The organism is Pragia fontium, assembly GCF_900638655.1.
Classification (GTDB): Bacteria; Pseudomonadota; Gammaproteobacteria; order Enterobacterales; family Enterobacteriaceae; genus Pragia; species Pragia fontium.
Map to the genome: position 1 here is coordinate 3022341 of NZ_LR134531.1, position 24543 is coordinate 3046883.

Genomic DNA, 24543 nt, shown 5'->3' on the forward strand with positions numbered 1-24543 from the left:
GATAATGGTATATCGTTTACCTAACTATATTACACACGCTAAAATCAATAAATCAATTATTAACTACTCATGGGACGATTCTGATGTGGATGCAGGCTGGGATTACTCTTATTCTGAGAAAATAGCGACTCAAATCGAGTCAGTAAGTTTAAGAGCTAAAATTTGTCTTATGATTGGCACCTATGAGTGGATATTAGGACGTTTTCAGGGGATGGAGCAAGATCCTATTTTTATGTATATAGCTGAAGCTGCTTGGTGTGCCAATATTAATAAGTTTTATCTTATTCCACAATATGAGCTAGATGAACATGATTATGCGGAAAGATCAAATTACTTAGGGCCCATTGCCGGTGTTCTTTGGTGTTCGGGATACTCCTCATTAATGGGCGATCTATATGTTTCCGATAATACTATTCATGTAGATGATGACTCTACAACATTATATGAAGAGTATGATGACTATTATCTAGACTCTTGGCGTGAAGATTTAAAGTTTTTGATTACTGCCACTCTTCATATTTTACCAACAGAAAAAGTTTCAATATTTAAGCAATGGCTGGAAGGAGTGGTTCAACGATTAGTTAAGTTTTATACACTACCGGAACAAGACCCATTTGCTAATCTTTTTGGTAATAAAGATGAGAAATCATGGCTCGGCGATTATGTTGCGATTGAAATTCTGAATCTAAAGCGTGAGTATGATCCTACAGAAGCCAGCCAGTTATTAAATCAATTTTTAAGTCAGGTTAATCGTAATAATCCTTTATTGGCTTCAGAGCAGGCTTTAAAGACTAAGTTTGCTATTCCCTATCAGCTCGGAGAGTTATCCTAAACATACCAAACTATCAGGATTTTACTCAAGGAGAGAGTATGATAAAAATGAATGATCAACATAGTGAGTTAAAATCATTATTACAATTAACCAATATAACTCGTGAGCCAAATCTTCGGTCAATGATTAATAGAGATAATAATACTCACGATATATGCATCTGTTGTACTGATATTTTTGCATTGAAACTATCGTCCAATTTGAAGAAATTGTAATACTTTAATGGATGGCAAGCTAAAACTATGAAATTAACTAATCATACTGCATTTACCGCTGATTATATATTTGATAATACCAAAGATGGTCGTGAATTATTAGTTATTGTTATCAAATCTACATACGAGCTGCCAGAGCTAGATCAGGAACCACAAGTTGCTCCCGTTCAATTATCATTAACTCAGGCTGATGAGTGTACCGGTGAACCTGGGTATTCAGCGACCTTACTGGAATCTGATTATGTTAGTTATAAACCTTGTTGTGATGTTCTTTTAAATGGTTGCGCATGGTCATTTGATGGTCTTCCTAAAGAAGAGGTTATTGTCTCATTAGAGGTAGGTCCAATCAGCAAATCATTTACTGTAAAAGGTCACCGAACTTGGGGTAAAAAAAAGCCACAACCTTTTATTAGCTTACCCATCTCTTATGATACTGCTTTTGGTGGCACTGATGAATCAGAACCTAAAAAATTACGTTTCTATCGAGAAAATCCTATTGGTACCGGTTATTCATATCATAAAAAAAATATCAATGAGATGTTATTACCGAATACTGAAGAAACTGGTCAGCCAGTCACTAAACCTGATGGTAAGTACCGTCCAATGTCATTTGGTTCTATCAGCCGAACTTCTCCATTACGCGTTCAATATGCTGGTACCTATGATGAAAAATGGCGTGAAAATGTAATGCCCTTTATGCCAGCTGATTTTGATTTTCGTTTTTTCCAGACGGCTCCACTCGATCAGCAGATGCCCTATATTAAAGGTGGTGAGCCAGTCAGATTGCACAATCTCTCTGTAAAAGGTGAAATTCGATTTTGTTTACCCACTCAGAAGCTCTCGATATTAGTTGTACCTTATCATGACGAGTCTTATGTCGTGACACCTGTTATTGATACATTGATTATTGAACCGGAAGCTAACCATTTTAGTTTAATATCTCGTATTGCTGTGCCACTTAAGAATGATTATTTTGATATTGAGGAGGTGGTTGTTGGTAAGAATAGTGATATTCGCGCATGGGAGAATCAGCAACAATCACCACATAAAACCTATTATGCAAGCTTATCTGAATTTATTGAGAGAACAACAAACAAGGAGTCATCATGACAATCAAAGTTATGGCATCTGGAATGGTGACTTGTGTTGGGTTTAATGCTCCAGCCAGTTGTACAGCGATTCGAGCTGGTATTAGTGGCATTGATGAGATCCCATATACTGAGTATATTGGTGGGGATGATTATTTACGAGGGGGAAAAGTGGCATTGCCACAGTGGTATGATGGTATTAACAAATTAGCTGATATGGTTTCCCCTGCTATTGACGAGTGTTTACGCACAGTACCCTCTAGCCAATGGCATCAAATTCCTATTTTATTGGGAACACGCTTACAAGATACTCCCAATTTACCCTCTTATAGGATGTATGAGTTATTACATCAAATTGAGTTGCGTTTGCAGCTACCCCATCATCAATTTTCACAGCTATTATCTTATGGTCAGACTTCAGGTGTTTATGCGTTGCAATTAGCAAAGTCACTAATGACAGAGCATCAGCTACCCTATTGTATTGTTGCTGGGGTAGACAGTTACCTTGATAGGCATGTTGTACAACATTATTTAGATAAAAACCGTCTATTATGCTCTTCACAGTCAAATGGATTTTTGCCTGGTGAAGCGGGATCGGCTGTGTTAGTTATGTTGAGTAATAAAAAACAGGCTGGATTACACATTTTGGGGATTGGTCAAGCTAGTGAGCCTGCACCCTATCTTTCAGAAAAACCGTTTATGGCTCAAGGGATGACACAGGCTATTCGTCTGGCCAAGGAACAAAGTAATATAAAGCTAGGAAATGTGTTGTATAGCTTGTCTGATATTAGTGGTGAACGCTATAAATTTAAAGAATTTTCTTATGCCAATGGTCGTTTTAATTCACCGGAAGAGTGTGTCAGTCCTGACCCCTGGACCCCAACTGAATTTATTGGTGAAACAGGTGCAGCAATTATACCTATTCTACTTGGTGTTGCATTAGATGCGAATCTAAATAGTTATGCTCCAAGCCGCGAAGTGTTAATTCATGTGGGTAATGATAATGATGAGCGGGCTGCCCTCTTGCTCAAATATCAAGAATAAATAGGAACTCATATAATGACAGCAAGAAAGTTTACGCCACAACACATTTGGATTCAATCTACTGGCCAATCGGGTGAATATAGTCTGGGTTTATCCGAACAATTACAAAATCTGCTTGGTCAGATTGTCTATATTGAGTTATCAAAGTCAGGCGATCAGTTAAATAGAAATGATGTTTGTGCTGTTATTGAGTCTCGTAAATCCATTATTGATGTTGAAACACCAATTGCTGGTGAAGTGACACAGGCAAATGAACAACTGTTACAAAATCCCCAGTTGATAAATCTACAACCATTTGAAAGCTGGTTATTTCGCTTCAAACCCAATGATATATCACAATTAGATACTCTACTCGATTATGAACCAGAAATATCTTTATAAATAGGGATAAATAATGATTACAAATGATATAAAACCATTAGTTCAATCTGTACATTCCAGTATCGGTAAATTAGTTGATATTGATACCCACCAAACACCACATGCTCTTATGGTAGAAATAAATGATCAGTTGCTTAAAGCAAAATCTTGCGTCCAATTGAAACAGACACAGTTAGGAGCCGATGTATTAGTCTTAGTGACTGATAAACAACAATTGGTTATCGTAGGTGTTATTGAATCAACACCCGTTGTTCATATAAATGATGAGAGTCATATTGAACAGAATAGAATTAAGCTAAATGGTAAGATTCTTGAGTTAAAAGCTGACCAAAAACTTTCATTACAATGTGGTAAAGCACAATTGATTTTAGAGCAGGATGGTAAAGTCACGGTTAGAGGACGTAAGATTTTGAGTCGGGCTAAACGAACGAATAGAATCCAAGGCAGTTCAGTCGAGTTGAATTAAGACATTGGTGGATAATATGTCACAAATACCTACTTTTATTGGCATAATGCCTCGTGAGATCTCGAGTAAAGTTAATACTGATATCATCGAAGAACATATTGATCAGGCATCTAATTTATATTTACAGTGGACTTATGCCATTCAACGACCGGATTATACTTACGAGAAAATAACAGAATTAAAGGCACGACTTGATGCAAATTTAGTCGGTATGTGTATTGGTAATGAAGCATCATGGCAATATTGTCATGAAATGATTGGGGAGGGAGAAGAGTATATCTTTCCAGCAGTCATTCTGGCGTTTAAAAACGATAATATTGAGTGGAAAAAAGCAGTTTTAAAAGCGGTAACAAGTGATAATGCTGAAGCATTTATTCATGCTTTATACTGGCTTAATTTCAATGTTGTTAAGCCATTTTTAGCACAGTTAGTTAGAGATAAACGCCCGTTTTACCAGTATATTGCTGTTTCAACATATCGTTTACTCCGTCAGCAGCTATCCGAGGTAGATTTAAAACATTTACTGAGTACTAATATTCCGCTCTTAAAAACCAGTGTGATCAGGTTGTTGGGAGAGCTAAAATGCTATTTATATTCGAAGGATCTATTTAGTTATTTATCTCATCAAAACTCTGAATATCGTTTTTGGGCAGCGAGATCATTGGCAATTATGGGTTATCGAAGTGAAGTTATTCCTGTTTTAACATACTTTATCGATGATCATAATTATCGAAGAAAAGCCTTACAGATACTATTACGAATTTGTGGGCAGGATAAACAATACGCTTTTATTAATAGTTTAATTAAAAAATCATTATTTAAAGAAGCTATTTTAGGGATCGGTATTGTAGGTGATACCAAATACGTGCCTTGGTTAATCGATATGATGAAGCAGCCGGAACTAGCCCGATTAGCTGGTGAGTCTTTTTGTTCTATTACTGGTATAGAACTTGAGTTTAGTGAGTTAACCGTGGATGATGATCCTGATTATCAAGCAGATAAGGATGATGATGATGAGGAGGAGGAGGAGGAGGAGGAAGAAGAGTTAGATGAGTATGAGGAAGATCTACAAGTCCCCTCCCCTCAATTAGTTGACGCCTGGTGGAACAAGTTTTCATCGCATTTTACAACCGGAATCCGTTATCTGTCCGGACAGCCAATTAACGCAGATTCATTATTAGATATTTTGCAGACAGGACTTCAGCGGCAACGAATTGCTGCTGCATTAGAATTAGCTTTATTAGATAGCTCTCATTCTTATTTATTTATTGCCTAATTTCAATTTTTTCATAGCTGATCCTGATAATCAAAGAGATCAGCTATAAGTTTTATAAATAGATATATTCTTCGAAAACTCAGCATAATGAGTAACTTTCCAGATTTATTAAACTCAATACGCAAATAATTTTCTTTCTCATATTTTGAACGATGCAGTTTATTGATGTATAATAGCATCGTTTTTGCAGCAGTAATGCAAACTCCCGTTTAGCTAACAATATAAATATTCATCATTATTTATGTTGTTAGCTTTTTACGCTATGGCACTGACTATACTTAACCCATTTATTTATAATAATAAAATAACAGAGTGCTACACATATGCACTTTTAAAAAAAATAGTGTACGTTGCTGAATTGAGTTTTTCATTGTATTTTATACTGTATAAAACACAATAATTTTGTAATCGTGCGGAATACGAAATGACTATATATAATTATTTTTACTATAAAAAATTGAAAGCACGTTGATATGGCACTACTTATAACAAGTCGTTGTATAAATTGTGATATGTGCGAACCAGAGTGTCCCAATCAGGCAATCTCTATGGGTTCCGAGATTTACGAGATCGATCCCGATCTTTGTACAGAATGCATTGGTCACTATGATGAACCCACCTGCATGAAAGTTTGCCCGATTGATAACACCATTATTCACGATCCAGCCCACCCAGAAAGCAATGAAGCCCTGTGGGATAAATTTGTATTATTGCACCATTCAGATAAGCTCTAACAATTAGCGGGCATAAGCTTAGAGATGCGAAAAGGGACGCTTAAGCGTCCCTTTCTTTATAATATTCAACCAAAAAACTTTATTTAGCAGAATTCTGACGCCACCATTCCGCCAGTAAAATTCCCGTAGCAACGGAAACGTTCAGGCTTTCTACATTGCCAGTACCATCAATAGAAATACTCATATCGCTCTGCTTCATCGCAACATCAGATAAACCATCGCGTTCTTCACCCAGTACCAATACCGTCTTAGCTGGCAGAACCGCCTGAGACAGCGACGTTCCTTTATGACTGGATGTCGTAATGATGGTATAACCTGCACGACGGAAAGCGTCCAACGCCTCAGGGAAATCATCAATACCAATTGCCGTCAGGTGTTCAGCTCCACCTTCTGCAGTACGAATCGCTGCACCTGACTCCAGCATGCCAGGATCGCGTAGTAGCACGCCTTTAACGCCAAAGTGAGCACATGAACGCATCATGCCACCTAAGTTATGCGGATTGCCGACATTTTCCAGTGCTAACACACAGTCTGTTTTCGACGCTTTAGCCAAATAATCCGCCACGGTTAAGCCAGTACGTTTCTTGATTAGAAAGCAGACACCACCGTGATGTTCAGTACCGGAAACTTTGATTAGCTCTTCTTCTTCAACCACATGGTAGGCTTTGCGATTAGCAGCCATCCAGCGCAGAGCCTCTTTGAACCGAGGGGTAACTGACTGAATAAAATAGGCGCGAACAATCGCCTCCGGACGGCTCTGAAACAGTGCCTGACACGCGTTCTCACCATAAACTTTGGTTTCTTGTTCGCGCTGCCGGCGAAGCTGAGCTGGGTCGATCTGACTTTTGCCAGAAATACCGCCATGATCAAAAGGCTCTGGCTCACTGGCATCCTGAAGTCTGGCCTGCCATGGAGAACGCGGTGGTTTTTCATTGACGCTGCGAACTGGACGGCGTGGGCGATCGTTGTCTCCCCAACGTGCATTTTTATCACCGCGGCTATCGCCTTTATTACCGGCACGGTTTTTGTCAGAGCGTTTATTGCTCTTTTCATCTTTATTGTCGTCACTGCGGACGTACATTACTTTAACTTTACCGTTCTTACCGCTAAAAGAGTCACTCATACTATATCTCCACTTCCACCATCGCATCCGGCGCGCAGATTAACTGATGTTCTGCCGGTAAGCCACTAATGATCGGCTAAAAGCCTAAATCTATTATAACCATCGACAAAATCACATTGTGATGGTTAACAATTTGTACATAATTAATAAAATCATTGAACAATTTTACCGAGGTTCAGCATGAATACTCTTTGCCCTTCCTGTCTGGCTACCAACCGCATTCCTGACGACCGTCTACAGGACGATGCTAAATGTGGTCGCTGTGGACATGCGCTTTTTGATGGCGAAGTCATCAATGCAAACAAAGCTTCACTCGATTCATTATTAAAAGACGACCTTCCCGTTGTCATCGATTTCTGGGCACCTTGGTGTGGCCCATGCCGTAGTTTTGCCCCGATCTTTGAAGATGTTGCTCAAGAAAGGGAAAGAGAGCTTCGCTTTGTTAAAATCGATACCGAAGCAGAACAAGAGCTCAGCGCCCGTTACGGTATCCGTAGTATACCTACCATTATGGTATTCAAGAAAGGACAACGTATCGATATGTTGAATGGCGCATTACCTAAAGAGCCTTTTAACCAATGGTTAGATGAAGTTTTAGCCAAAAACAGCTAATTCAAACGTATCAATTTGCTGATAAAACAATATCTGAAGGGGCCATGAATACGTTATTATGCGCCCCTTATTCATTTTGTGTTTTGCCCCGTATACAGCAAATAATTTTCAGGTAACTGCCAATGATCCCGGATTCTACCTTGCCACTTGTTACTAACAATGCAGTTTTGCGTTTACGGCAACAAAGACTTGCGCAGTCAACCCGCCCTTTTCGGGCCAGAGGGTGTCGAGTTATCCGCTGCGATCGCTGTCTGTTACCACAAATTCATTGCCTATGTCATACCTTCTCCGGTATGAGTGCTGAATGCAGCTTTTGCCTGTTAATGTATGACACGGAACCGCTCAAACCGAGCAATACTGGTAGACTTATCGCCGATATATTACCGGATACCCATGCATTCCTTTGGTCTCGTACTCACGTAGATCCTCAATTACTGGCGCTGTTATCCAATCCGGATTATCAACCTTATGTCATCTTTCCAGCCTCTTATGCCACTCCCGATCGTGTAAGAACTCAGGTTGAAAAGCAGAATAATAAGCGTCCGTTATTTATTATCCTTGATGGTACCTGGACCGAAGCCAGAAAGATGTTTCGTAAAAGTGCCTATTTAGATAACTTGCCCGTGCTCTCTATCGCCAGCGATGAAGAATCTGATTACGGTCTACGAGAAGCCAGCAACAAAGAGCAGCTTTGTACCGTTGAAGTTGCGGTTAAAATTCTTCAGCAGGTAGGTGAGTCAAACGTTTCACAAAGCCTTCTCCATTACTTCTCTGATTTCAAACAGCGCTATCTGGCCGGCAAAGCAAACCGGAGTCTTGAAGACTATATTGCCTTTTCGACCAAAAACGATTCAGCTGACTGATTATTGAGCATTTTTAATGGTGATAAATATCAATAAGATGAAATGAGCACGAGTGAAATTCTGTTATGTTAACGACAGTTTTGTCATATTCACGCGGTTTTTTGGTCACATTCACGGGAAGTGATGGTAGTATTACACGATCCGACTATTACAATTTTGCTCGTTATGGTTTTACCATAACCCAACAAGAGAAGAATGCACTGTGATGTTGTCATCATTTAAACGTAAGAAATCTCAACAACACCTTGCACAATTGCCTAAAATATCCCAACAAATTGATGATATTAAAGTATTGTCAAGTCCTGGAGATTACCGCGCTGCTTTACTGGACTTAATCAGTCGTGCAGAGCAACGTATCTATCTGATCGCCCTTTATCTGGAACGTGATGATGCAGGCGCTGATATCCTATCTGCGATCTATCAGGCTAAAATGCGTCGACCGGAGTTAGAGGTTGCGATATTAGTAGACTGGCATCGTGCTCAACGAGGAAGAATCGGGGCAGTTGCTGAAAGTACCAATGCTGATTGGTACTGCAAAATGGCTGAGCAGCATCCAGGAATCAACGTTCCGGTATATGGTATTCCGGTTAACACCCGTGAAGCATTGGGCGTCCTGCATTTAAAAGGCAGTATTATCGATAATACCGTTGCCTATACCGGTGCCAGCGTTAATGATGTGTATCTGCATCAACACGACAAATATCGTTATGACCGCTATCAGTTTATTACAAATCCGGCCTTAGCACAGAGCATGGTTAACTATGTTAAGCAGCATTTGCTAACCGCTGAAGCGGTGCATAAGCTGGACTGCCATAATCGTCCGCGCAGCCCAGAAATTAAAAATGATATAAAGAAGTTCAGACAAAGCCTGCGTGTGCAGGGATATCAATTTGAAAATAGCGCAACCAACGAGCAGCTATCAGTCACACCGCTGGTTGGCTTAGGACGCCATAGTCCCCTGAATAAAACGATCGATCGCCTGATGAATAGTACCGAGCACAAACTGACGCTTTGTACGCCTTATTTCAACTTACCCGCTCCACTCGTAAAAAATATTATTTCTTTGCTACGTCAGGGTAAGCAAGTTGAAATCATCGTCGGTGATAAAACCGCAAATGACTTCTATATTCCAGAAGATCAGCCGTTTAAGATTATTGGTGCTCTTCCTTATCTTTATGAAATTAACCTGCGTCGCTTTGTCACTCGACTACAGCGTTACGTTGATCAAGAGCTGCTAACCGTTCGGTTATGGAAAGATGAAGATAATACTTATCATCTTAAAGGTATCTGGGTTGATGATGAATGGCAGCTAATTACCGGTAACAACCTTAATCCGCGCGCATGGCATCTCGATCTGGAAAATGCCATCCTGATTCACGATCCTTTAGGTGAGCTGAAAGAAGCGCGCTTGCGTGAACTGGAATGTATCCGCACCCATACCTTTGTGGTTAATCATTACCAACAGTTACAGAGCATTCAGTTTTATCCGGTAAAGATTCGCAAGTTAATCCGCAGATTAAGGCGAATCCGAATTGATAAGCTTATCAGCCGAATTCTCTAATCTCTCGCTCAGACAAAAAAGCGCCTATTAAGGCGCTTTTTTGTTATTCCCTGCATATACATCGATTTCATATTATATCGATAGCTTGTCAAAAATCAGAATATCCATCTATTCAAGAAAAGTACCTGAAAATGCACTTCACACGCTTTTAGTGGAATTCTGTTGATAATTAATGTTAATTATCTCCGACATCAAAACCAAAAGGATATAAAAATGAAGTTAAAAACCCTATTCGGTGCAATATTAATTCTTAGTTGCATGCAGGTTCAGGCTCGTAATATGAAAGCCATTCAGCAATCAGGAACGCTTAAAGTGGGTGTTCCAGGTGACTATGCTCCACTCGCTTATCGAAACGCTTCTGGTGCGCTTGAGGGATATGATATCGATATGGCTAATGCACTAGGTAAACATTTAAATCTAAAGGTAGATTTTGTCATTACCAGTTGGCCTAGCCTATCTAACGACTTAGCGGCCGATAAATTTGACGTTGCGATGGGTGGCGTTACTGCTACTGCAAAACGTGAAGCTGAATTTGGTCTGACAAAACCCATTGTTGCCAATGGAAAAATTGCGCTGGCCAGTTGCGCTGTTGCTAAAGAATTACCAGACTTAGAAAAGATCGATCAACCTAAAGTAAAAGTCGTGGTTAATCCAGGAGGCACAAATCAAAGCTTCGTCGACAGCCATATCAAACAGGCTCAGGTGATTCGCGTTAAAGATAACTTTGATAACCTACAAGCCCTAAGAGATAAGACTGCGGATATCATGGTTACTGACCTGATTGAAGGGGATTACTATCAGAATAAAGAACCAAATGTACTTTGCATAGCAACAGAAAAACCTTTCGCTGGAACTGAGAGTTATAAAGTCTATATGATGAAAAAAGACAACGCCCAGCTCTTGGAAAGTATCAATACTTGGTTACAGGGTGAGACAAAATCTCAGTTAGCCAAGAAGTGGAAAATTCGCGAATAATCTATACTCCATCAAAGCCCTAATTTGAATTAGGGCTTATTGTTTAAGTGCTGAAAAAACGAATATAAAAAGTATTCTAAAAACTTATTCCCAAACGATTTTCCCTACTTTCTGATAATCATACTGACCCACAAATACATCATTCGAATGCTAGATAGGCTTGGTAGGCTATTCTTTCTCCCCCCTTCATCCTAGTGAAAACTGGGGATAGACCTTTAAGCCATGTATTAACCCACTAGCTAAAACCGAGATCCCGGTTTCCACCGGGATGACGAGGTTAATGACAAGAGAATAGAATTTGGAGCAATACCAATCATTCGAATGTAAATCTGAGGGAGAGACGGGCGTGGGGGTCGACTTGGCGTAAGCCAACGAAGTGCCCGTAGCGCGACTAGGCCCGAAGCTCGCGCAGACTCAATACCGACGTCCCTCTCAGCTAAATCCCAGATCCTAGTTTCCACCGGGATGACGAGATTAATGACAAGAGAATAGAATTTGGAGCAATACCAATCATTCGAATGTAAATCTGAGGGAGAGACGGGCGTGGGGGTCAGCCAACGAAGTGCCCGTAGCGCGGCTAGGCCCGAAGCTCGCCCAGACTCAATACCTGCGCCCTCCTCGCTTGGGTTTTAGCTTAATAGCAGCGCTCGGCCTGAGGGCGAGATCCCCGCTTTCGCTGGGATGACGATACGCCTTACTCCTTACGAGCCAAGAAGTTCAACCACCCAAAAACGCAAAAACCCCCAGCTTTCGCTGAGGGTTATCACTTAATTGGAGCCTGGCAGTTCCCTACTCTCGCATGGGGAGACCCCACACTACCATCGGCGCTACGGCGTTTCACTGCTGAGTTCGGCATGGGGTCAGGTGGGACCACCGCGCTATCGCCGCCAGGCATATTCTGTTTCATGAACCGTCAGGTCCGTCTCTCAACGCACTCAACCATTCACTTCAATCCGTTCACAAGCTGAAAATCTCTCAATCAAAACACCTTCGGTGTTGTAAGGTTAAGTCTCACGGTTCATTAGTACCGGTTAGCTCAACGTATCGCTACGCTTACACACCCGGCCTATCAACGTCATGGTCTTTAACGTTCCTTTAGTGGACTCAAGGTCCAAGGGAAGACTCATCTCGAGGCAAGTTTCCCGCTTAGATGCTTTCAGCGGTTATCTTTTCCGCACGTAGCTACCGGGCAATGCCATTGGCATGACAACCCGAACACCAGTGGTGCGTTCACTCCGGTCCTCTCGTACTAGGAGCAACCCCTCTCAATCTTCCAACGCCCACGGCAGATAGGGACCGAACTGTCTCACGACGTTCTAAACCCAGCTCGCGTACCACTTTAAACGGCGAACAGCCGTACCCTTGGGACCTACTTCAGCCCCAGGATGTGATGAGCCGACATCGAGGTGCCAAACACCGCCGTCGATATGAACTCTTGGGCGGTATCAGCCTGTTATCCCCGGAGTACCTTTTATCCGTTGAGCGATGGCCCTTCCATTCAGAACCACCGGATCACTAAGACCTACTTTCGTACCTGCTCGAGCCGTCACTCTCGCAGTCAAGCTAGCTTATGCCTTTGCACTAACCTCACGATGTCCGACCGTGATTAGCTAACCTTCGTGCTCCTCCGTTACTCTTTGGGAGGAGACCGCCCCAGTCAAACTACCCACCAGACACTGTCCTCAACCCGGATCACGGGCCAAAGTTAGAACATCAAACATTAAAGGGTGGTATTTCAAGGTTGGCTCCACGCAGACTGGCGTCCACGCTTCAAAGCCTCCCACCTATCCTACACATCAAGGCTCAATGTTCAGTGTCAAGCTATAGTAAAGGTTCACGGGGTCTTTCCGTCTTGCCGCGGGTACACAGCATCTTCACTGCGAGTTCAATTTCACTGAGTCTCGGGTGGAGACAGCCTGGCCATCATTACGCCATTCGTGCAGGTCGGAACTTACCCGACAAGGAATTTCGCTACCTTAGGACCGTTATAGTTACGGCCGCCGTTTACTGGGGCTTCGATCAAGAGCTTCGCGTTGCCGCTAACCCCATCAATTAACCTTCCAGCACCGGGCAGGCGTCACACCGTATACGTCCACTTTCGTGTTTGCACAGTGCTGTGTTTTTAATAAACAGTTGCAGCCAGCTGGTATCTTCGACTGGCTTCGGCTCCATCCGCGAGGGACTTCACCTAATGCCAGCGTGCCTTCTCCCGAAGTTACGGCACCATTTTGCCTAGTTCCTTCACCCGAGTTCTCTCAAGCGCCTGAGTATTCTCTACCTGACCACCTGTGTCGGTTTGGGGTACGATTTAATGTTACCTGGAGCTTAGAGGCTTTTCCTGGAAGCAGGGCATCAACTACTTCATCTCCGTAGAGACTCGTCATCACGCCTCAGTGTTTAATAGTCGTCCGGATTTACCTAAACAACCCACCTACACGCTTAAACCGGGACAACCGTCGCCCGGATAGCCTAGCCTTCTTCGTCCCCCCTTCGCAGTAACACCAAGTACAGGAATATTAACCTGTTTCCCATCGACTACGCCTTTCGGCCTCGCCTTAGGGGTCGACTCACCCTGCCCCGATTAACGTTGGACAGGAACCCTTGGTCTTCCGGCGAGCGGGCTTTTCACCCGCTTTATCGTTACTTATGTCAGCATTCGCACTTCTGATACCTCCAGCAGACCTCACAGTCCACCTTCGCAGGCTTACAGAACGCTCCCCTACCCAACAATATTTTCATATCGCTGCCGCAGCTTCGGTGCATGGTTTAGCCCCGTTACATCTTCCGCGCAGGCCGACTCGACCAGTGAGCTATTACGCTTTCTTTAAATGATGGCTGCTTCTAAGCCAACATCCTGGCTGTCTGTGCCTTCCCACATCGTTTCCCACTTAACCATGACTTTGGGACCTTAGCTGGCGGTCTGGGTTGTTTCCCTCTTCACGACGGACGTTAGCACCCGCCGTGTGTCTCCCGTGATAACATTCTTCGGTATTCGGAGTTTGCATCGAGTTGGTAAGTCGGGATGACCCCCTAGTCGAAACAGTGCTCTACCCCCGAAGATGAGTTCACGAGGCGCTACCTAAATAGCTTTCGGGGAGAACCAGCTATCTCCCGGTTTGATTGGCCTTTCACCCCCAGCCACAGGTCATCCGCTAATTTTTCAACATTAGTCGGTTCGGTCCTCCAGTTAGTGTTACCCAACCTTCAACCTGCCCATGGCTAGATCACCGGGTTTCGGGTCTATACCTTGCAACTATGACGCCCAGTTAAGACTCGGTTTCCCTACGGCTCCCCTATTCGGTTAACCTTGCTACAAAATATAAGTCGCTGACCCATTATACAAAAGGTACGCAGTCACACCCCTATAGAGTGCTCCCACTGCTTGTACGTACACGGTTTCAGGTTCTGTTTCACTCCCCTCGCCGGGGTTCTTTTCGCCTTTCCCTCACGGTACTGGTTCACTATCGGTCAGTCAGGAGTATTTAGCCTTGGAGGATGGTCCCCCCATCTTCAGACAGGATATCACGTGTCCCGCCCTACTCATCGAACTCACAATCTGTGCATTTTGGTGTACGGGACTATCACCCTGTATCGCGCGACTTTCCAGACGCTTCCACTAACACACAAACTGATTCAGGTTCTGGGCTGCTCCCCGTTCGCTCGCCGCTACTAGGGGAATCTCGGTTGATTTCTTTTCCTCGGGGTACTTAGATGTTTCAGTTCCCCCGGTTCGCCTCATAACACTATGTATTCATGTTATGATAATGTGTCGAAACACACTGGGTTTCCCCATTCGGGTATCGCCGGTTATAACGGTTCATATCACCTTACCGACGCTTATCGCAGATTAGCACGCCCTTCATCGCCTCTGACTGCCTAGGCATCCACCGTGTACGCTTAGTCACTTAACCTCACAACCCGAAGGTGTCTCTTACAAGACCACTTTCGTGCTGCAAATATTGAGAGACTCGCTCAGTTCAACAATGTCAGTGTAAAACTCATTGTTGCTGAGGATTCAAATTTCAGCTTGTTCCGGATTGTTAAAGAGCAAATATCTCAAACATCACTCTGCCGCATTCACAGCAAAATCAGTTTTGAGATATTAAAATAACCTGACTCAACAGGCTATCATCGATAATGGCTTTCACCCATCATCAGCAATTGGCGTCCCCTAGGGGATTCGAACCCCTGTTACCGCCGTGAAAGGGCGGTGTCCTAGGCCTCTAGACGAAGGGGACACTGAAGTCGACTTCGCAGACGCATTGCTCTCTTTTCATTTCATCAGACAATCTGTGTGGACACTGCACTCAACTGCGTATCTTTTAGGTAAGGAGGTGATCCAACCGCAGGTTCCCCTACGGTTACCTTGTTACGACTTCACCCCAGTCATGAATCACAAAGTGGTAAGCGCCCTCCCGAAGGTTAAGCTACCTACTTCTTTTGCAACCCACTCCCATGGTGTGACGGGCGGTGTGTACAAGGCCCGGGAACGTATTCACCGTGGCATTCTGATCCACGATTACTAGCGATTCCGACTTCACGGAGTCGAGTTGCAGACTCCGATCCGGACTACGACGTACTTTATGAGGTCCGCATGCTCTCGCGAGTTAGCTTCTCTTTGTATACGCCATTGTAGCACGTGTGTAGCCCTACTCGTAAGGGCCATGATGACTTGACGTCATCCCCACCTTCCTCCGGTTTATCACCGGCAGTCTCCTTTGAGTTCCCACCATTACGTGCTGGCAACAAAGGATAAGGGTTGCGCTCGTTGCGGGACTTAACCCAACATTTCACAACACGAGCTGACGACAGCCATGCAGCACCTGTCTCAGAGTTCCCGAAGGCACCAAAGCATCTCTGCTAAGTTCTCTGGATGTCAAGAGTAGGTAAGGTTCTTCGCGTTGCATCGAATTAAACCACATGCTCCACCGCTTGTGCGGGCCCCCGTCAATTCATTTGAGTTTTAACCTTGCGGCCGTACTCCCCAGGCGGTCGACTTAACGCGTTAGCTCCGGAAGCCACTCCTCAAGGGAACAACCTCCAAGTCGACATCGTTTACAGCGTGGACTACCAGGGTATCTAATCCTGTTTGCTCCCCACGCTTTCGCACCTGAGCGTCAGTCTTTGTCCAGGGGGCCGCCTTCGCCACCGGTATTCCTCCACATCTCTACGCATTTCACCGCTACACATGGAATTCTACCCCCCTCTACAAGACTCTAGCTTGCCAGTTTTAAATGCAGTTCCCAGGTTAAGCCCGGGGATTTCACATCTAACTTAACAAACCGCCTGCGTGCGCTTTACGCCCAGTAATTCCGATTAACGCTTGCACCCTCCGTATTACCGCGGCTGCTGGCACGGAGTTAGCCGGTGCTTCTTCTGCGGGTAACGTCAATGTAAGCACGTATTAAGTACCTACCCTTCCTCCCCGCTGAAAGTGCTTTACAACCCTAAGGCCTTCTTCACACACGCGGCATGGCTGCATCAGGGTTTCCCCCATTGTGCAATATTCCCCACTGCTGCCTCCCGTAGGAGTCTGGGCCGTGTCTCAGTCCCAGTGTGGCTGGTCATCCTCTCAGACCAGCTAGGGATCGTCGCCTAGGTGAGCCATTACCCCACCTACTAGCTAATCCCATCTGGGCACATCTGATGGCGAGAGGCCCGAAGGTCCCCCTCTTTGGTCTTGCGACGTTACGCGGTATTAGCCACCGTTTCCAGTAGTTATCCCCCTCCATCAGGCAGTTTCCCAGACATTACTCACCCGTCCGCCGCTCGCCGGCAAAGTAGCAAGCTACTTTCCGCTGCCGCTCGACTTGCATGTGTTAGGCCTGCCGCCAGCGTTCAATCTGAGCCATGATCAAACTCTTCAATTAAAAGCTTGATGCTCAAAGATTACTTTCAATAATTCACAAATGAATTACTGTCTGGTCACTCTTTAAGACTTGGTATTTTTTGTTGCTGAACACCGAAGTGTTACAGCGTGAGATACCGTCTTGTGAGTGCCCACACAGATTGTCTGATAAATTGTTAAAGAGCATGACCAACAGTAAGCTTCGCTTGCTGTGGCACGGGCTGCGTATACTACGCTTTCCCGCTACAGAGTCAAGTGTTAAATCACAGATTTATTCATCTTAACCTCTGTCTTCGCCGGCTGTTGCCGGGTCAGTGGAGGCGCATTATAGGGGTATTATGATGAATAGCAAGCCCTAAATAAATTTTTTTACTGTTTGCGGAAAATTTATGCTGATAATTAGCTAAACTGCCCCGCTTTGATAGCATTTGGTAATGCTGCCAGGCTATCCAACACTACATCCGCGAGGGCTTCGCTTTCTGGGGTAATCACTTTCCCAGTTCTGACCAAGACCTTATGACCAACCCCGGCATTTATTGCTGCTTGCATATCATCGGCCTTATCACCAACCATATAAGAAGCAGCCATATCGATATTCAGTTCCCTCTGTGCCGATATCAACATACCAGGCTTCGGTTTACGGCAGTCACACGTTTGACGGAATTCACCTTCTTCTCCGTCAGGATGATGAGGACAATAATAGATACCGTCTAAATCAATATCACGATCGGCAAGAGACCAATCCATCCACTCCGTTAACGTGATAAATTGCTCTTCAGTAAACTTGCCCCGAGCAATACCGGATTGATTCGTTACCACAACTAAAGCAAATCCCATCTTTTTGAGTTCAAGGCAGGCTTCAATCACGCCATCAATAAATTGGAATTGATCGATTTCATGTACATAGCCATGATCAACATTTAGTGTGCCGTCACGGTCAAGAAAAATTGCAGGTATAAGATTTGCCACGTATTCATCACTCCTGATGGCGTTAGATATTGTCTAGTATCGCATGATTTTACCCACTGTCGGAACGTTTCGATAGATCCAAAACAGTTTGACTTAGACGTCTAGACGCCTTAGCATCCATCCAATCACTTAGCATTTGCTGAGTTCTATTTTATGATCGGTGGTTATTATTGATAACAACAGCCACCGTAACAGTAGCAACCTTAAAGAAAAATATGATTAAACTTCAGAATATTACCAAAATATTCCAGCAGAAGAACCGGACAATCACCGCTCTTTCAGACGTGAGCCTCCATGTTCCAGCCGGACAAATTTATGGCGTTATCGGTGCATCCGGCGCCGGAAAAAGCACGCTTATTCGCTGCGTGAATCTGCTTGAACGCCCAACTTCCGGCCAAGTTTTGATTGATAATCAGGATCTGACGGCGTTGCCATCTTCAGCCTTGACCAAAACTCGTCGCCAGATTGGCATGATTTTCCAACACTTTAATCTACTGTCTTCCCGTACCGTATTCGGTAACGTCTCGCTGCCATTAGAGCTTGATAGCGTACCGTTTGACGAAAGAAAACGTCGGGTTACCGAATTATTAGAGCTGGTTGGCCTCAGCGATAAGCATGACGCTTATCCGGCTAATCTATCAGGTGGACAAAAACAACGAGTAGCTATCGCCCGTGCGCTGGCCAGCAACCCTAAGGTATTGTTGTGTGATGAAGCCACCAGTGCGCTGGATCCGGCTACAACCCGCTCTATTCTGGAACTGTTAAAAGACATTAACCGTCGTTTAGGCTTAACCATTCTGTTAATTACTCATGAAATGGACGTCGTAAAGCGCATCTGTGATCAGGTCGCAGTGATTAGCGATGGTAAATTGATTGAGCAAGACAGCGTCAGCGCCATGTTTTCTCATCCTAAAACTCCGCTGGCTCAGCAATTCATTCAGTCGACTCTACATTTAGATATCCCTGATGATTACTCCAGCAGACTGACCGCAGAACAGACAGAGAATACGCATCCATTACTACGACTGGAGTTTACCGGTCAGTCAGTTGATGCTCCTTTACTGTCTGAGGTGGCTCGTCGCTACAACATTAATAACAATATTATCAGTGCCCAAATGGATTATGCCGGTGGTGTGAAGTTTGGCGTTATGTTGACTGAAATTCACGGCACTCACGAAGATACGCTTGCCACTATTAAGTTTTTCCAGGAACACCACGTAAAAGTTGAGGTATTAGGTTATGTCTGAAGCAATGATGTGGTTAATGGCTAAATCCACCTGGGAAACCATTGTCATGGCGTTTGCCTCTGGCTTTTTTGGCTTTCTTATTGGTTTACCTGCTGGCGTACTGCTCTACGTAACCAGACCAGGACAAATACTGGATAATCCGGTGATTTACCGCGCCATGTCGGCGGTGGTGAATATATTCCGGTCGCTACCATTTATTATCTTAATCGTGTGGATGATTCCTTTCACCGATTTGATTATGGGTACTTTTATTGGATTAAAAGCGGCTTTAGTGCCATTAAGTATTGGCGCAGCACCTTTTATTGCCCGTATGGTAGAAAATACGCTGTTGGAAATATCCACCGGTTTAATTGAAGCGGCCCGTGCTATGGGGGCAACACCCCTGCAAATCGTTTATAAAGTGCTATTGCCTGAATCATTACCGGGTTTAATCAACAGTGCATCAATTACCTTGATTACTCTGGTGGGCTACTCGGCAATTGTTGGGAGTACCGTGAGCGCTGGGGGGTTAGGTCAGTTAGGGTATCAATATGGATATGTCAGATATGATGCCACAGTGATGAATACCGTTCTTGTGCTATTAGTTATATTGGTTTATTTGATCCAGCTCTGTGGTGATTACCTCGTTAAAGCCGTCAGTCATAAATAATGGCTTTGATAAAGATAAATTGTGCTGCTTGCAGCGTACTGTAAATAGAGAGATAAAATATGTTAATTAAGTTTAAAACATTTGCCGCTGTTGGTGCTCTGATTGGATCTCTCGCGTTGGCGGGATGCGGCCAGGAAGAAAAAGATCCTAATCACATTAAAGTTGGTGTGATCGTTGGTGCAGAATTAAAAGTGGCCGAAGTAGCAAAACAGGTTGCTAAAGATAAATATGGCTTAGACGTGGAACTGGTATCATTCAACGACTATGTCCTGCCTAACGAAGCCTTAAACAAAGGCGATATCGACCTGAATGCGTTCCAACATAAACCGTATCTGGATCAGCAAATAAAAGAGCGTGGCTACAAGCTATCCCCGGTTGGTAACACTTTTGTATATCCTATCGCTGCTTATTCCAAGAAAATTAAATCTCTTGATGAGTTAAAAGACGGTTCTCAAATTGCGGTACCAAACGATCCAACTAACCTCGGTCGTTCATTGCTGCTACTGCAAAAGCAAGGTCTGATTAAGCTAAAAGATGGTGTTGGTTTAATGCCAACCCCACTGGATATTATTGAAAACCCAAGAAAATTCAAAATTGTTGAATTGGAAGCGCCACAGTTACCGCGTTCTTTAGACGACAACCAAATCACTCTGGCTGTGATTAATACCGCTTATTCAAGCCAAATTGGTTTAACACCAACTAAAGACGGCATCTTCGTAGAAGACAAGGACTCACCTTACGTCAACATCATCGTTGCCCGTGAAGACAACAAAGATGCTGAAAACGTGAAAAAATTCGTTCAGGCATTCCAGTCTGATGAAGTATATAAAGCGGCCGATGAAGAGTTTAAGGGCGGCGCAGTTAAAGGCTGGTAATAATTTATCTGACTGATAAATTCTTCTCAGGTTAATATACTCAGGCAGATAGCAATATCTGCCTTTTTTATTGGTTTTTCATCATCAGGCTGTACACTGTTTTTTTATTGATATTCACTGATATTTCAGTGAAATTACGCGCCCTGTGGGCCAATACGCTTTTTCGAGGAAATAACATGAGAATTCTCACTCTTTGCCTGTTTGCCGTTTTGCTGGGTGGTTGTGCTCAATCAGGGACAACATCCGCAGAGCTAGAGCCGGTAAAATTGTATAAAACCGAAGCTGAACTATCCGGTGCGGCCTTTAAAGAACTGGGTTCAGTCTCCGGTGACTCATGCCAGTTTACCGCTCAGGACTCACCACCAAGCATCACTGCGGCTATGTTAAATATGCAAAAAAGAGCCGCCTATAAAAATGCCAACGCTGTACTATTAACGCGTTGTGAGATGATGGCGTCAGCGCCAGGTTGCTATCAGGTTGCTATCTGTGAAGGCACGGCATTGCACGTCAATTTCTAAATGACAACGCTGAATATTAACCCCATCGGCGTTATCCGCTCGCCCTATAAAGAGAAGTTTGCGGTTCCCCGCCAACCTGGACTGATTCAGGATGGTGGCGGAGAACTGTTGCTGTTACCACCATACAATCAGGCCGAAGCCGTGCGCGGGCTGGAACAGTTTAGCCACATCTGGATAGTGTTTATCTTTCACCAGACTCAAGCAGGCGGCTGGCGACCAACGGTTCGCCCCCCTCGCTTAGGGGGGAATGCCCGGATGGGCGTATTCGCTACCCGTTCCACGTTCCGGCCAAACCCGATTGGTATGTCACTGGTAGAACTAAAAGGTATCCACCAGCAGGGTTCAGAGATTACCCTTAAACTTGGCAGCCTTGATTTGGTTGATGGCACTCCGGTGGTTGATATCAAGCCTTATTTACCCTTTGCAGAAAGCATCCCTCATGCTCAGGCTGGTTTTGCTCAAGATGCACCAGAAGCCAATATGTCGGTGACATTCTCCCCACAGGCGGAGCAAGTATTACAGCGAGAACAGCGAACTTATCCTCAGCTTGAGCGCTTTATCTCTCAGGTATTGGCGCAGGACCCTCGTCCCGCATACCGAAAAGATGAGCAGCAGGCCAGAGAGTTTGCGGTTCATTTGTTGGAGTTTAACGTGCGTTGGCGGGTAGAAAACGCTCAGGCGCAGGTAATTTCTATCGATAGACGCTAGAAATTCCGCTTCCTCTCTTTTGAGTGAGGAAAGTCACTGATACACTAGACTACTTTTAAAAATCAGGCCAATGCCCTGTTGGTACTATCCGACGTTACGTTTTCCGATAGCCAATAGAGAAAAAAACGCCATTATTTAAAGATTAAATGGAAGCACTACATCATGCGTACTAGTCAATACCTGCTCTCAACCCTGAAAGAGACGCCGGCCGATGCAGAAGTCATTAGCCACCAGCTAATGCTGCGTGCTGGCATGATCCGTAAGCTGGCATCAGGTTTATATACCTGGTTACCAACCGGATTACGCGTCCTTAAAAAGGTCGAAAACATCGTTCGCGAAGAGATGAACAACGCCGGGGCACTCGAAGTTTCTATGCCGGTAGTGCAACCTGCCGATTTATGGCTGGAAAGCGGCCGCTGGGAACAATATGGTCCGGAGCTATTACGCTTTGTCGATCGCGGTGAGCGCCCGTTTGTTTTAGGCCCTACCCATGAAGAAGTTATCACTGACTTAGTGCGTAATGAAATCAGCTCTTATAAGCAGTTACCGCTGAATTTCTTCCAAATTCAAACTAAATTCCGCGATGAAGTACGCCCGCGTTTCGGCGTTATGCGCTCTCGCGAATTTATTATGAAAGACGCTTACTCATTCCATACTACGCCGGAGTCACTGCAAGTGACTTACGACAAAATGTATGAGGCCTACAGCAAAATCTTTACCCGTATTGGTTTAGATTTCCGCCCGGTTCTGGCTGATACCGGCTCTATCGGTGGTAGCTCCTCCCATGAATTCCAAGTATTAGCGGATAGCGGTGAAGACGATATCGTGTTTTCAACCGAATCAGGCTATGCCGCCAACATTGAGTTGGCAGAGGCCATTGCGCCTTCCGAATCTCGTCCAGCACCATCGGAAGATATGCGTCTGGTTGATACACCTAATGCAAAAACCATCAATGAGCTGGTTGAACAATTTAATCTACCGGTAGAAAAAACTGTTAAGACGTTACTGGTTCACGCAGCAGAAGAGAGCGGTCATAAACTGATTGCCCTGTTGGTTCGCGGTGACCATGAACTGAACGAAGTCAAAGCTCAAAACTTACCACCGGTTGCCAGCCCGCTGACGTTTGCTTCAGAAGAAGAAATTCGTGCCGCTGTTGGTGCCGGACCGGGTTCTTTAGGGCCGATTAACATGCCAGTTCCGCTCATTATTGACCGCACCGTGGCGGCGATGAGTGATTTTGGTGCTGGCGCCAATATTGATGATAAACACTATTTCGGCATTAACTGGGAACGTGATCTAGCCGTCCCAACGGTTGCTGATATCCGTAATGTCATGGTTGGCGATCCAAGCCCGGACGGTAAAGGTACCCTGCTGATTAAACGCGGTATTGAAGTCGGCCATATCTTCCAACTGGGTACTAAGTATTCCGAAGCTATGAAAGCAACAGTTCAGGGTGAAGATGGCCGTAACCTGACCATGACCATGGGCTGCTACGGTATCGGCGTCACTCGCGTGGTTTCAGCTTCTATCGAACAGAACCATGACGAGCGCGGTATCATCTGGCCTGATGCTATTGCCCCGTTTGATGTGGTTATTGTGCCAATGAATATGCATAAATCATTCCGCGTTCAAGAAGTTGCCGAGCAGTTATATGACACTCTGCGTTCAAAAGGCATTGATGTACTACTTGATGACCGTAAAGAGCGTCCAGGCGTGATGTTCGCAGATATGGAGTTGATTGGTGTTCCACATACGGTGGTTATCGGCGATCGCAATCTGGATAACAATGAAATGGAATACAAATATCGCCGTGGTGGTGATAAGCAGATGATTAAAAGCGATGAAATCGTGTCGTTCCTGCTATCGCAAATCAAACCTCAGCTATCGTTGGAGAATATATAAACCTGCTTCATTGTCAAACGACAGGAGAGATCTCCGTGGGGGTCGTAGCAGCGAGAGCTGCCGGAGTGCCCGTAGGAGATGTAGGCCTGTCGCCCCCGTAATCAAATAATAACGGTCTTCCGGCTGAGCACAATAATGATATTTACTCAGTGCTTTTACAGCCGGAACAACCACTGACGCTAATTTAGAAGCGTTTGTCAGCAGTCTCAAATCCCGCTACGGCGGGATTTTTATTATCAAAAATCAACTTTGCCCCGCAGGTTTTTGGTTTCTCCCCGGCGAACTTTACTCTCCAAACGTTTACGCTTGGCGTTTTTGCTTGGCGCCGTCGCTCTTCTCACTTTCTGAAAACGGGTTGCTTCCTGAATTAATGCTACTAATCGAGCCAGTGCCGCTTCGCGGTTCTGCTCTTGGCTGCGATATTCCTGAGCTTTAATCACCACCACACCTTCACTGGTCACTAAATGATGATTAAGTGCCAATAAACGCTGTTTATAAAATTCAGGCAGGCTGGATGTTTTGATATCAAATTTAAGATGAATCGCCGTAGACGACTTATTCACATTCTGGCCACCCGCCCCCTGAGCCCGAATAGCGCTCAATATGATTTCATCATCGGGAATGGTGACGCCCGCAGAGATAACTAGCCCCATAACA

General features: G+C 44.4%; 20 protein-coding genes, 1 tRNA gene and 3 rRNA genes. 17 read left to right on the forward strand and 7 right to left on the reverse strand.

The genetic code is table 11. The features are described from left to right. Positions 1–4: 4 nt before the first annotated feature. The 7 genes from EL341_RS13120 (at position 5) to EL341_RS13155 (ending at position 6036) form a co-directional block, all read left to right on the forward strand. Positions 5–832: a hypothetical protein gene (locus EL341_RS13120; RefSeq protein WP_126467964.1), complete on the forward strand. Its 828-nt coding sequence runs from the start codon at positions 5–7 to the stop codon at positions 830–832. A 242-nt stretch (positions 833–1074) separates the two neighbouring features. After that, a complete protein-coding gene (locus EL341_RS13125) occupies positions 1075–2157 on the forward strand; it encodes a DUF2169 family type VI secretion system accessory protein (RefSeq protein WP_126467966.1) in 1083 nt (360 codons plus the stop codon). Beyond that, on the forward strand, positions 2154–3179 hold the full coding sequence (locus EL341_RS13130; RefSeq protein ID WP_126467968.1) for a hypothetical protein: 1026 nt from the start codon (positions 2154–2156) through the stop codon (positions 3177–3179). Before EL341_RS13125 ends, EL341_RS13130 begins: the two co-directional genes overlap by 4 nt. A gap of 15 nt (positions 3180–3194) precedes the next feature. After that, on the forward strand, positions 3195–3560 hold the full coding sequence (locus EL341_RS13135) for a glycine cleavage system protein H (RefSeq protein ID WP_126467970.1): 366 nt from the start codon (positions 3195–3197) through the stop codon (positions 3558–3560). Between the two features lie 13 nt (positions 3561–3573). Further along, positions 3574–4026, forward strand: a complete 453-nt coding sequence (locus EL341_RS13140; RefSeq protein WP_126467972.1) for a hypothetical protein — start codon at positions 3574–3576, stop codon at positions 4024–4026. Positions 4027–4042: 16 nt separating this feature from the next. Next, a complete protein-coding gene (locus EL341_RS13145) occupies positions 4043–5302 on the forward strand; it encodes a TIGR02270 family protein (protein WP_126467974.1) in 1260 nt (419 codons plus the stop codon). 473 nt (positions 5303–5775) lie between these two features. Beyond that, positions 5776–6036, forward strand: a complete 261-nt coding sequence (locus EL341_RS13155) for a YfhL family 4Fe-4S dicluster ferredoxin (protein ID WP_126467976.1) — start codon at positions 5776–5778, stop codon at positions 6034–6036. 79 nt (positions 6037–6115) lie between these two features. On the opposite strand, the gene EL341_RS13160 is transcribed toward EL341_RS13155, so the two are convergent. Continuing rightward, positions 6116–7159 (reverse strand): tRNA/rRNA methyltransferase, encoded by a 1044-nt coding sequence (locus tag EL341_RS13160; protein ID WP_126467978.1) that lies wholly within the window; start codon positions 7157–7159, stop codon positions 6116–6118. 180 nt (positions 7160–7339) lie between these two features. Between EL341_RS13160 and trxC the strand changes: the two genes are divergently transcribed. From trxC to EL341_RS13180, 4 genes are all read left to right on the forward strand, one after another. Next, positions 7340–7771: a thioredoxin TrxC gene (gene trxC / locus EL341_RS13165; protein ID WP_047781739.1), complete on the forward strand. Its 432-nt coding sequence runs from the start codon at positions 7340–7342 to the stop codon at positions 7769–7771. 122 nt (positions 7772–7893) lie between these two features. Next, positions 7894–8634 (forward strand): tRNA-uridine aminocarboxypropyltransferase, encoded by a 741-nt coding sequence (locus tag EL341_RS13170; RefSeq protein ID WP_126467980.1) that lies wholly within the window; start codon positions 7894–7896, stop codon positions 8632–8634. Positions 8635–8839: 205 nt separating this feature from the next. Further along, positions 8840–10195 carry a CDP-diacylglycerol--serine O-phosphatidyltransferase gene (pssA, locus tag EL341_RS13175; protein ID WP_047781741.1) on the forward strand — a complete coding sequence of 452 codons (1356 nt, stop codon included), beginning with the start codon at positions 8840–8842 and terminating at the stop codon, positions 10193–10195. Between the two features lie 213 nt (positions 10196–10408). After that, positions 10409–11170 carry a transporter substrate-binding domain-containing protein gene (locus EL341_RS13180; protein WP_126467982.1) on the forward strand — a complete coding sequence of 254 codons (762 nt, stop codon included), beginning with the start codon at positions 10409–10411 and terminating at the stop codon, positions 11168–11170. 776 nt (positions 11171–11946) lie between these two features. Here the strand turns inward: EL341_RS13180 and rrf are convergent. From rrf to gmhB, 5 genes are all read right to left on the reverse strand, one after another. Further along, a 5S ribosomal RNA gene (gene rrf / locus EL341_RS13185) occupies positions 11947–12062 on the reverse strand. 108 nt (positions 12063–12170) lie between these two features. Beyond that, positions 12171–15081: ribosomal RNA gene (locus tag EL341_RS13190) — 23S ribosomal RNA — on the reverse strand. A gap of 251 nt (positions 15082–15332) precedes the next feature. Further along, a tRNA-Glu gene (locus EL341_RS13195) sits at positions 15333–15408 on the reverse strand. Positions 15409–15497: 89 nt separating this feature from the next. Continuing rightward, positions 15498–17040: ribosomal RNA gene (locus tag EL341_RS13200) — 16S ribosomal RNA — on the reverse strand. The 16S, 23S and 5S rRNA genes sit together here with 1 tRNA gene alongside, the layout of an rRNA operon. Positions 17041–17417: 377 nt before the next feature. Next, positions 17418–17987, reverse strand: a complete 570-nt coding sequence (gmhB, locus tag EL341_RS13205) for a D-glycero-beta-D-manno-heptose 1,7-bisphosphate 7-phosphatase (protein WP_126467984.1) — start codon at positions 17985–17987, stop codon at positions 17418–17420. Positions 17988–18202: 215 nt separating this feature from the next. Here gmhB and metN point away from each other — a divergent pair, with 215 nt between their 5' ends. The 6 genes from metN to proS all read left to right on the forward strand — a co-directional run bounded on the left by metN (position 18203) and on the right by proS (position 23886). Then, positions 18203–19234, forward strand: coding sequence for a methionine ABC transporter ATP-binding protein MetN (gene metN, locus EL341_RS13210; protein WP_047781744.1), 1032 nt, complete (start codon positions 18203–18205; stop codon positions 19232–19234). Continuing rightward, positions 19227–19883 (forward strand): methionine ABC transporter permease MetI, encoded by a 657-nt coding sequence (locus EL341_RS13215; protein WP_047781745.1) that lies wholly within the window; start codon positions 19227–19229, stop codon positions 19881–19883. The genes metN and EL341_RS13215 overlap by 8 nt, the downstream gene beginning before the upstream one ends. A gap of 59 nt (positions 19884–19942) precedes the next feature. Further along, positions 19943–20758, forward strand: coding sequence for a MetQ/NlpA family lipoprotein (locus EL341_RS13220; protein WP_047781746.1), 816 nt, complete (start codon positions 19943–19945; stop codon positions 20756–20758). Between the two features lie 176 nt (positions 20759–20934). Continuing rightward, the gene (rcsF, locus tag EL341_RS13225; protein WP_047781747.1) at positions 20935–21276 is read left to right on the forward strand and encodes an Rcs stress response system protein RcsF; all 342 of its coding nucleotides are present in this window, start codon (positions 20935–20937) and stop codon (positions 21274–21276) included. Then, on the forward strand, positions 21277–21984 hold the full coding sequence (gene tsaA / locus EL341_RS13230) for a tRNA (N6-threonylcarbamoyladenosine(37)-N6)-methyltransferase TrmO (RefSeq protein ID WP_074822036.1): 708 nt from the start codon (positions 21277–21279) through the stop codon (positions 21982–21984). It begins immediately after the preceding gene. 162 nt (positions 21985–22146) lie between these two features. After that, positions 22147–23886: a proline--tRNA ligase gene (proS, locus tag EL341_RS13235; RefSeq protein WP_126467986.1), complete on the forward strand. Its 1740-nt coding sequence runs from the start codon at positions 22147–22149 to the stop codon at positions 23884–23886. A gap of 236 nt (positions 23887–24122) precedes the next feature. Here the strand turns inward: proS and arfB are convergent, their stop codons facing one another. Further along, positions 24123–24539 carry an alternative ribosome rescue aminoacyl-tRNA hydrolase ArfB gene (arfB, locus tag EL341_RS13240; protein ID WP_126467988.1) on the reverse strand — a complete coding sequence of 139 codons (417 nt, stop codon included), beginning with the start codon at positions 24537–24539 and terminating at the stop codon, positions 24123–24125. Positions 24540–24543: the final 4 nt, after the last annotated feature.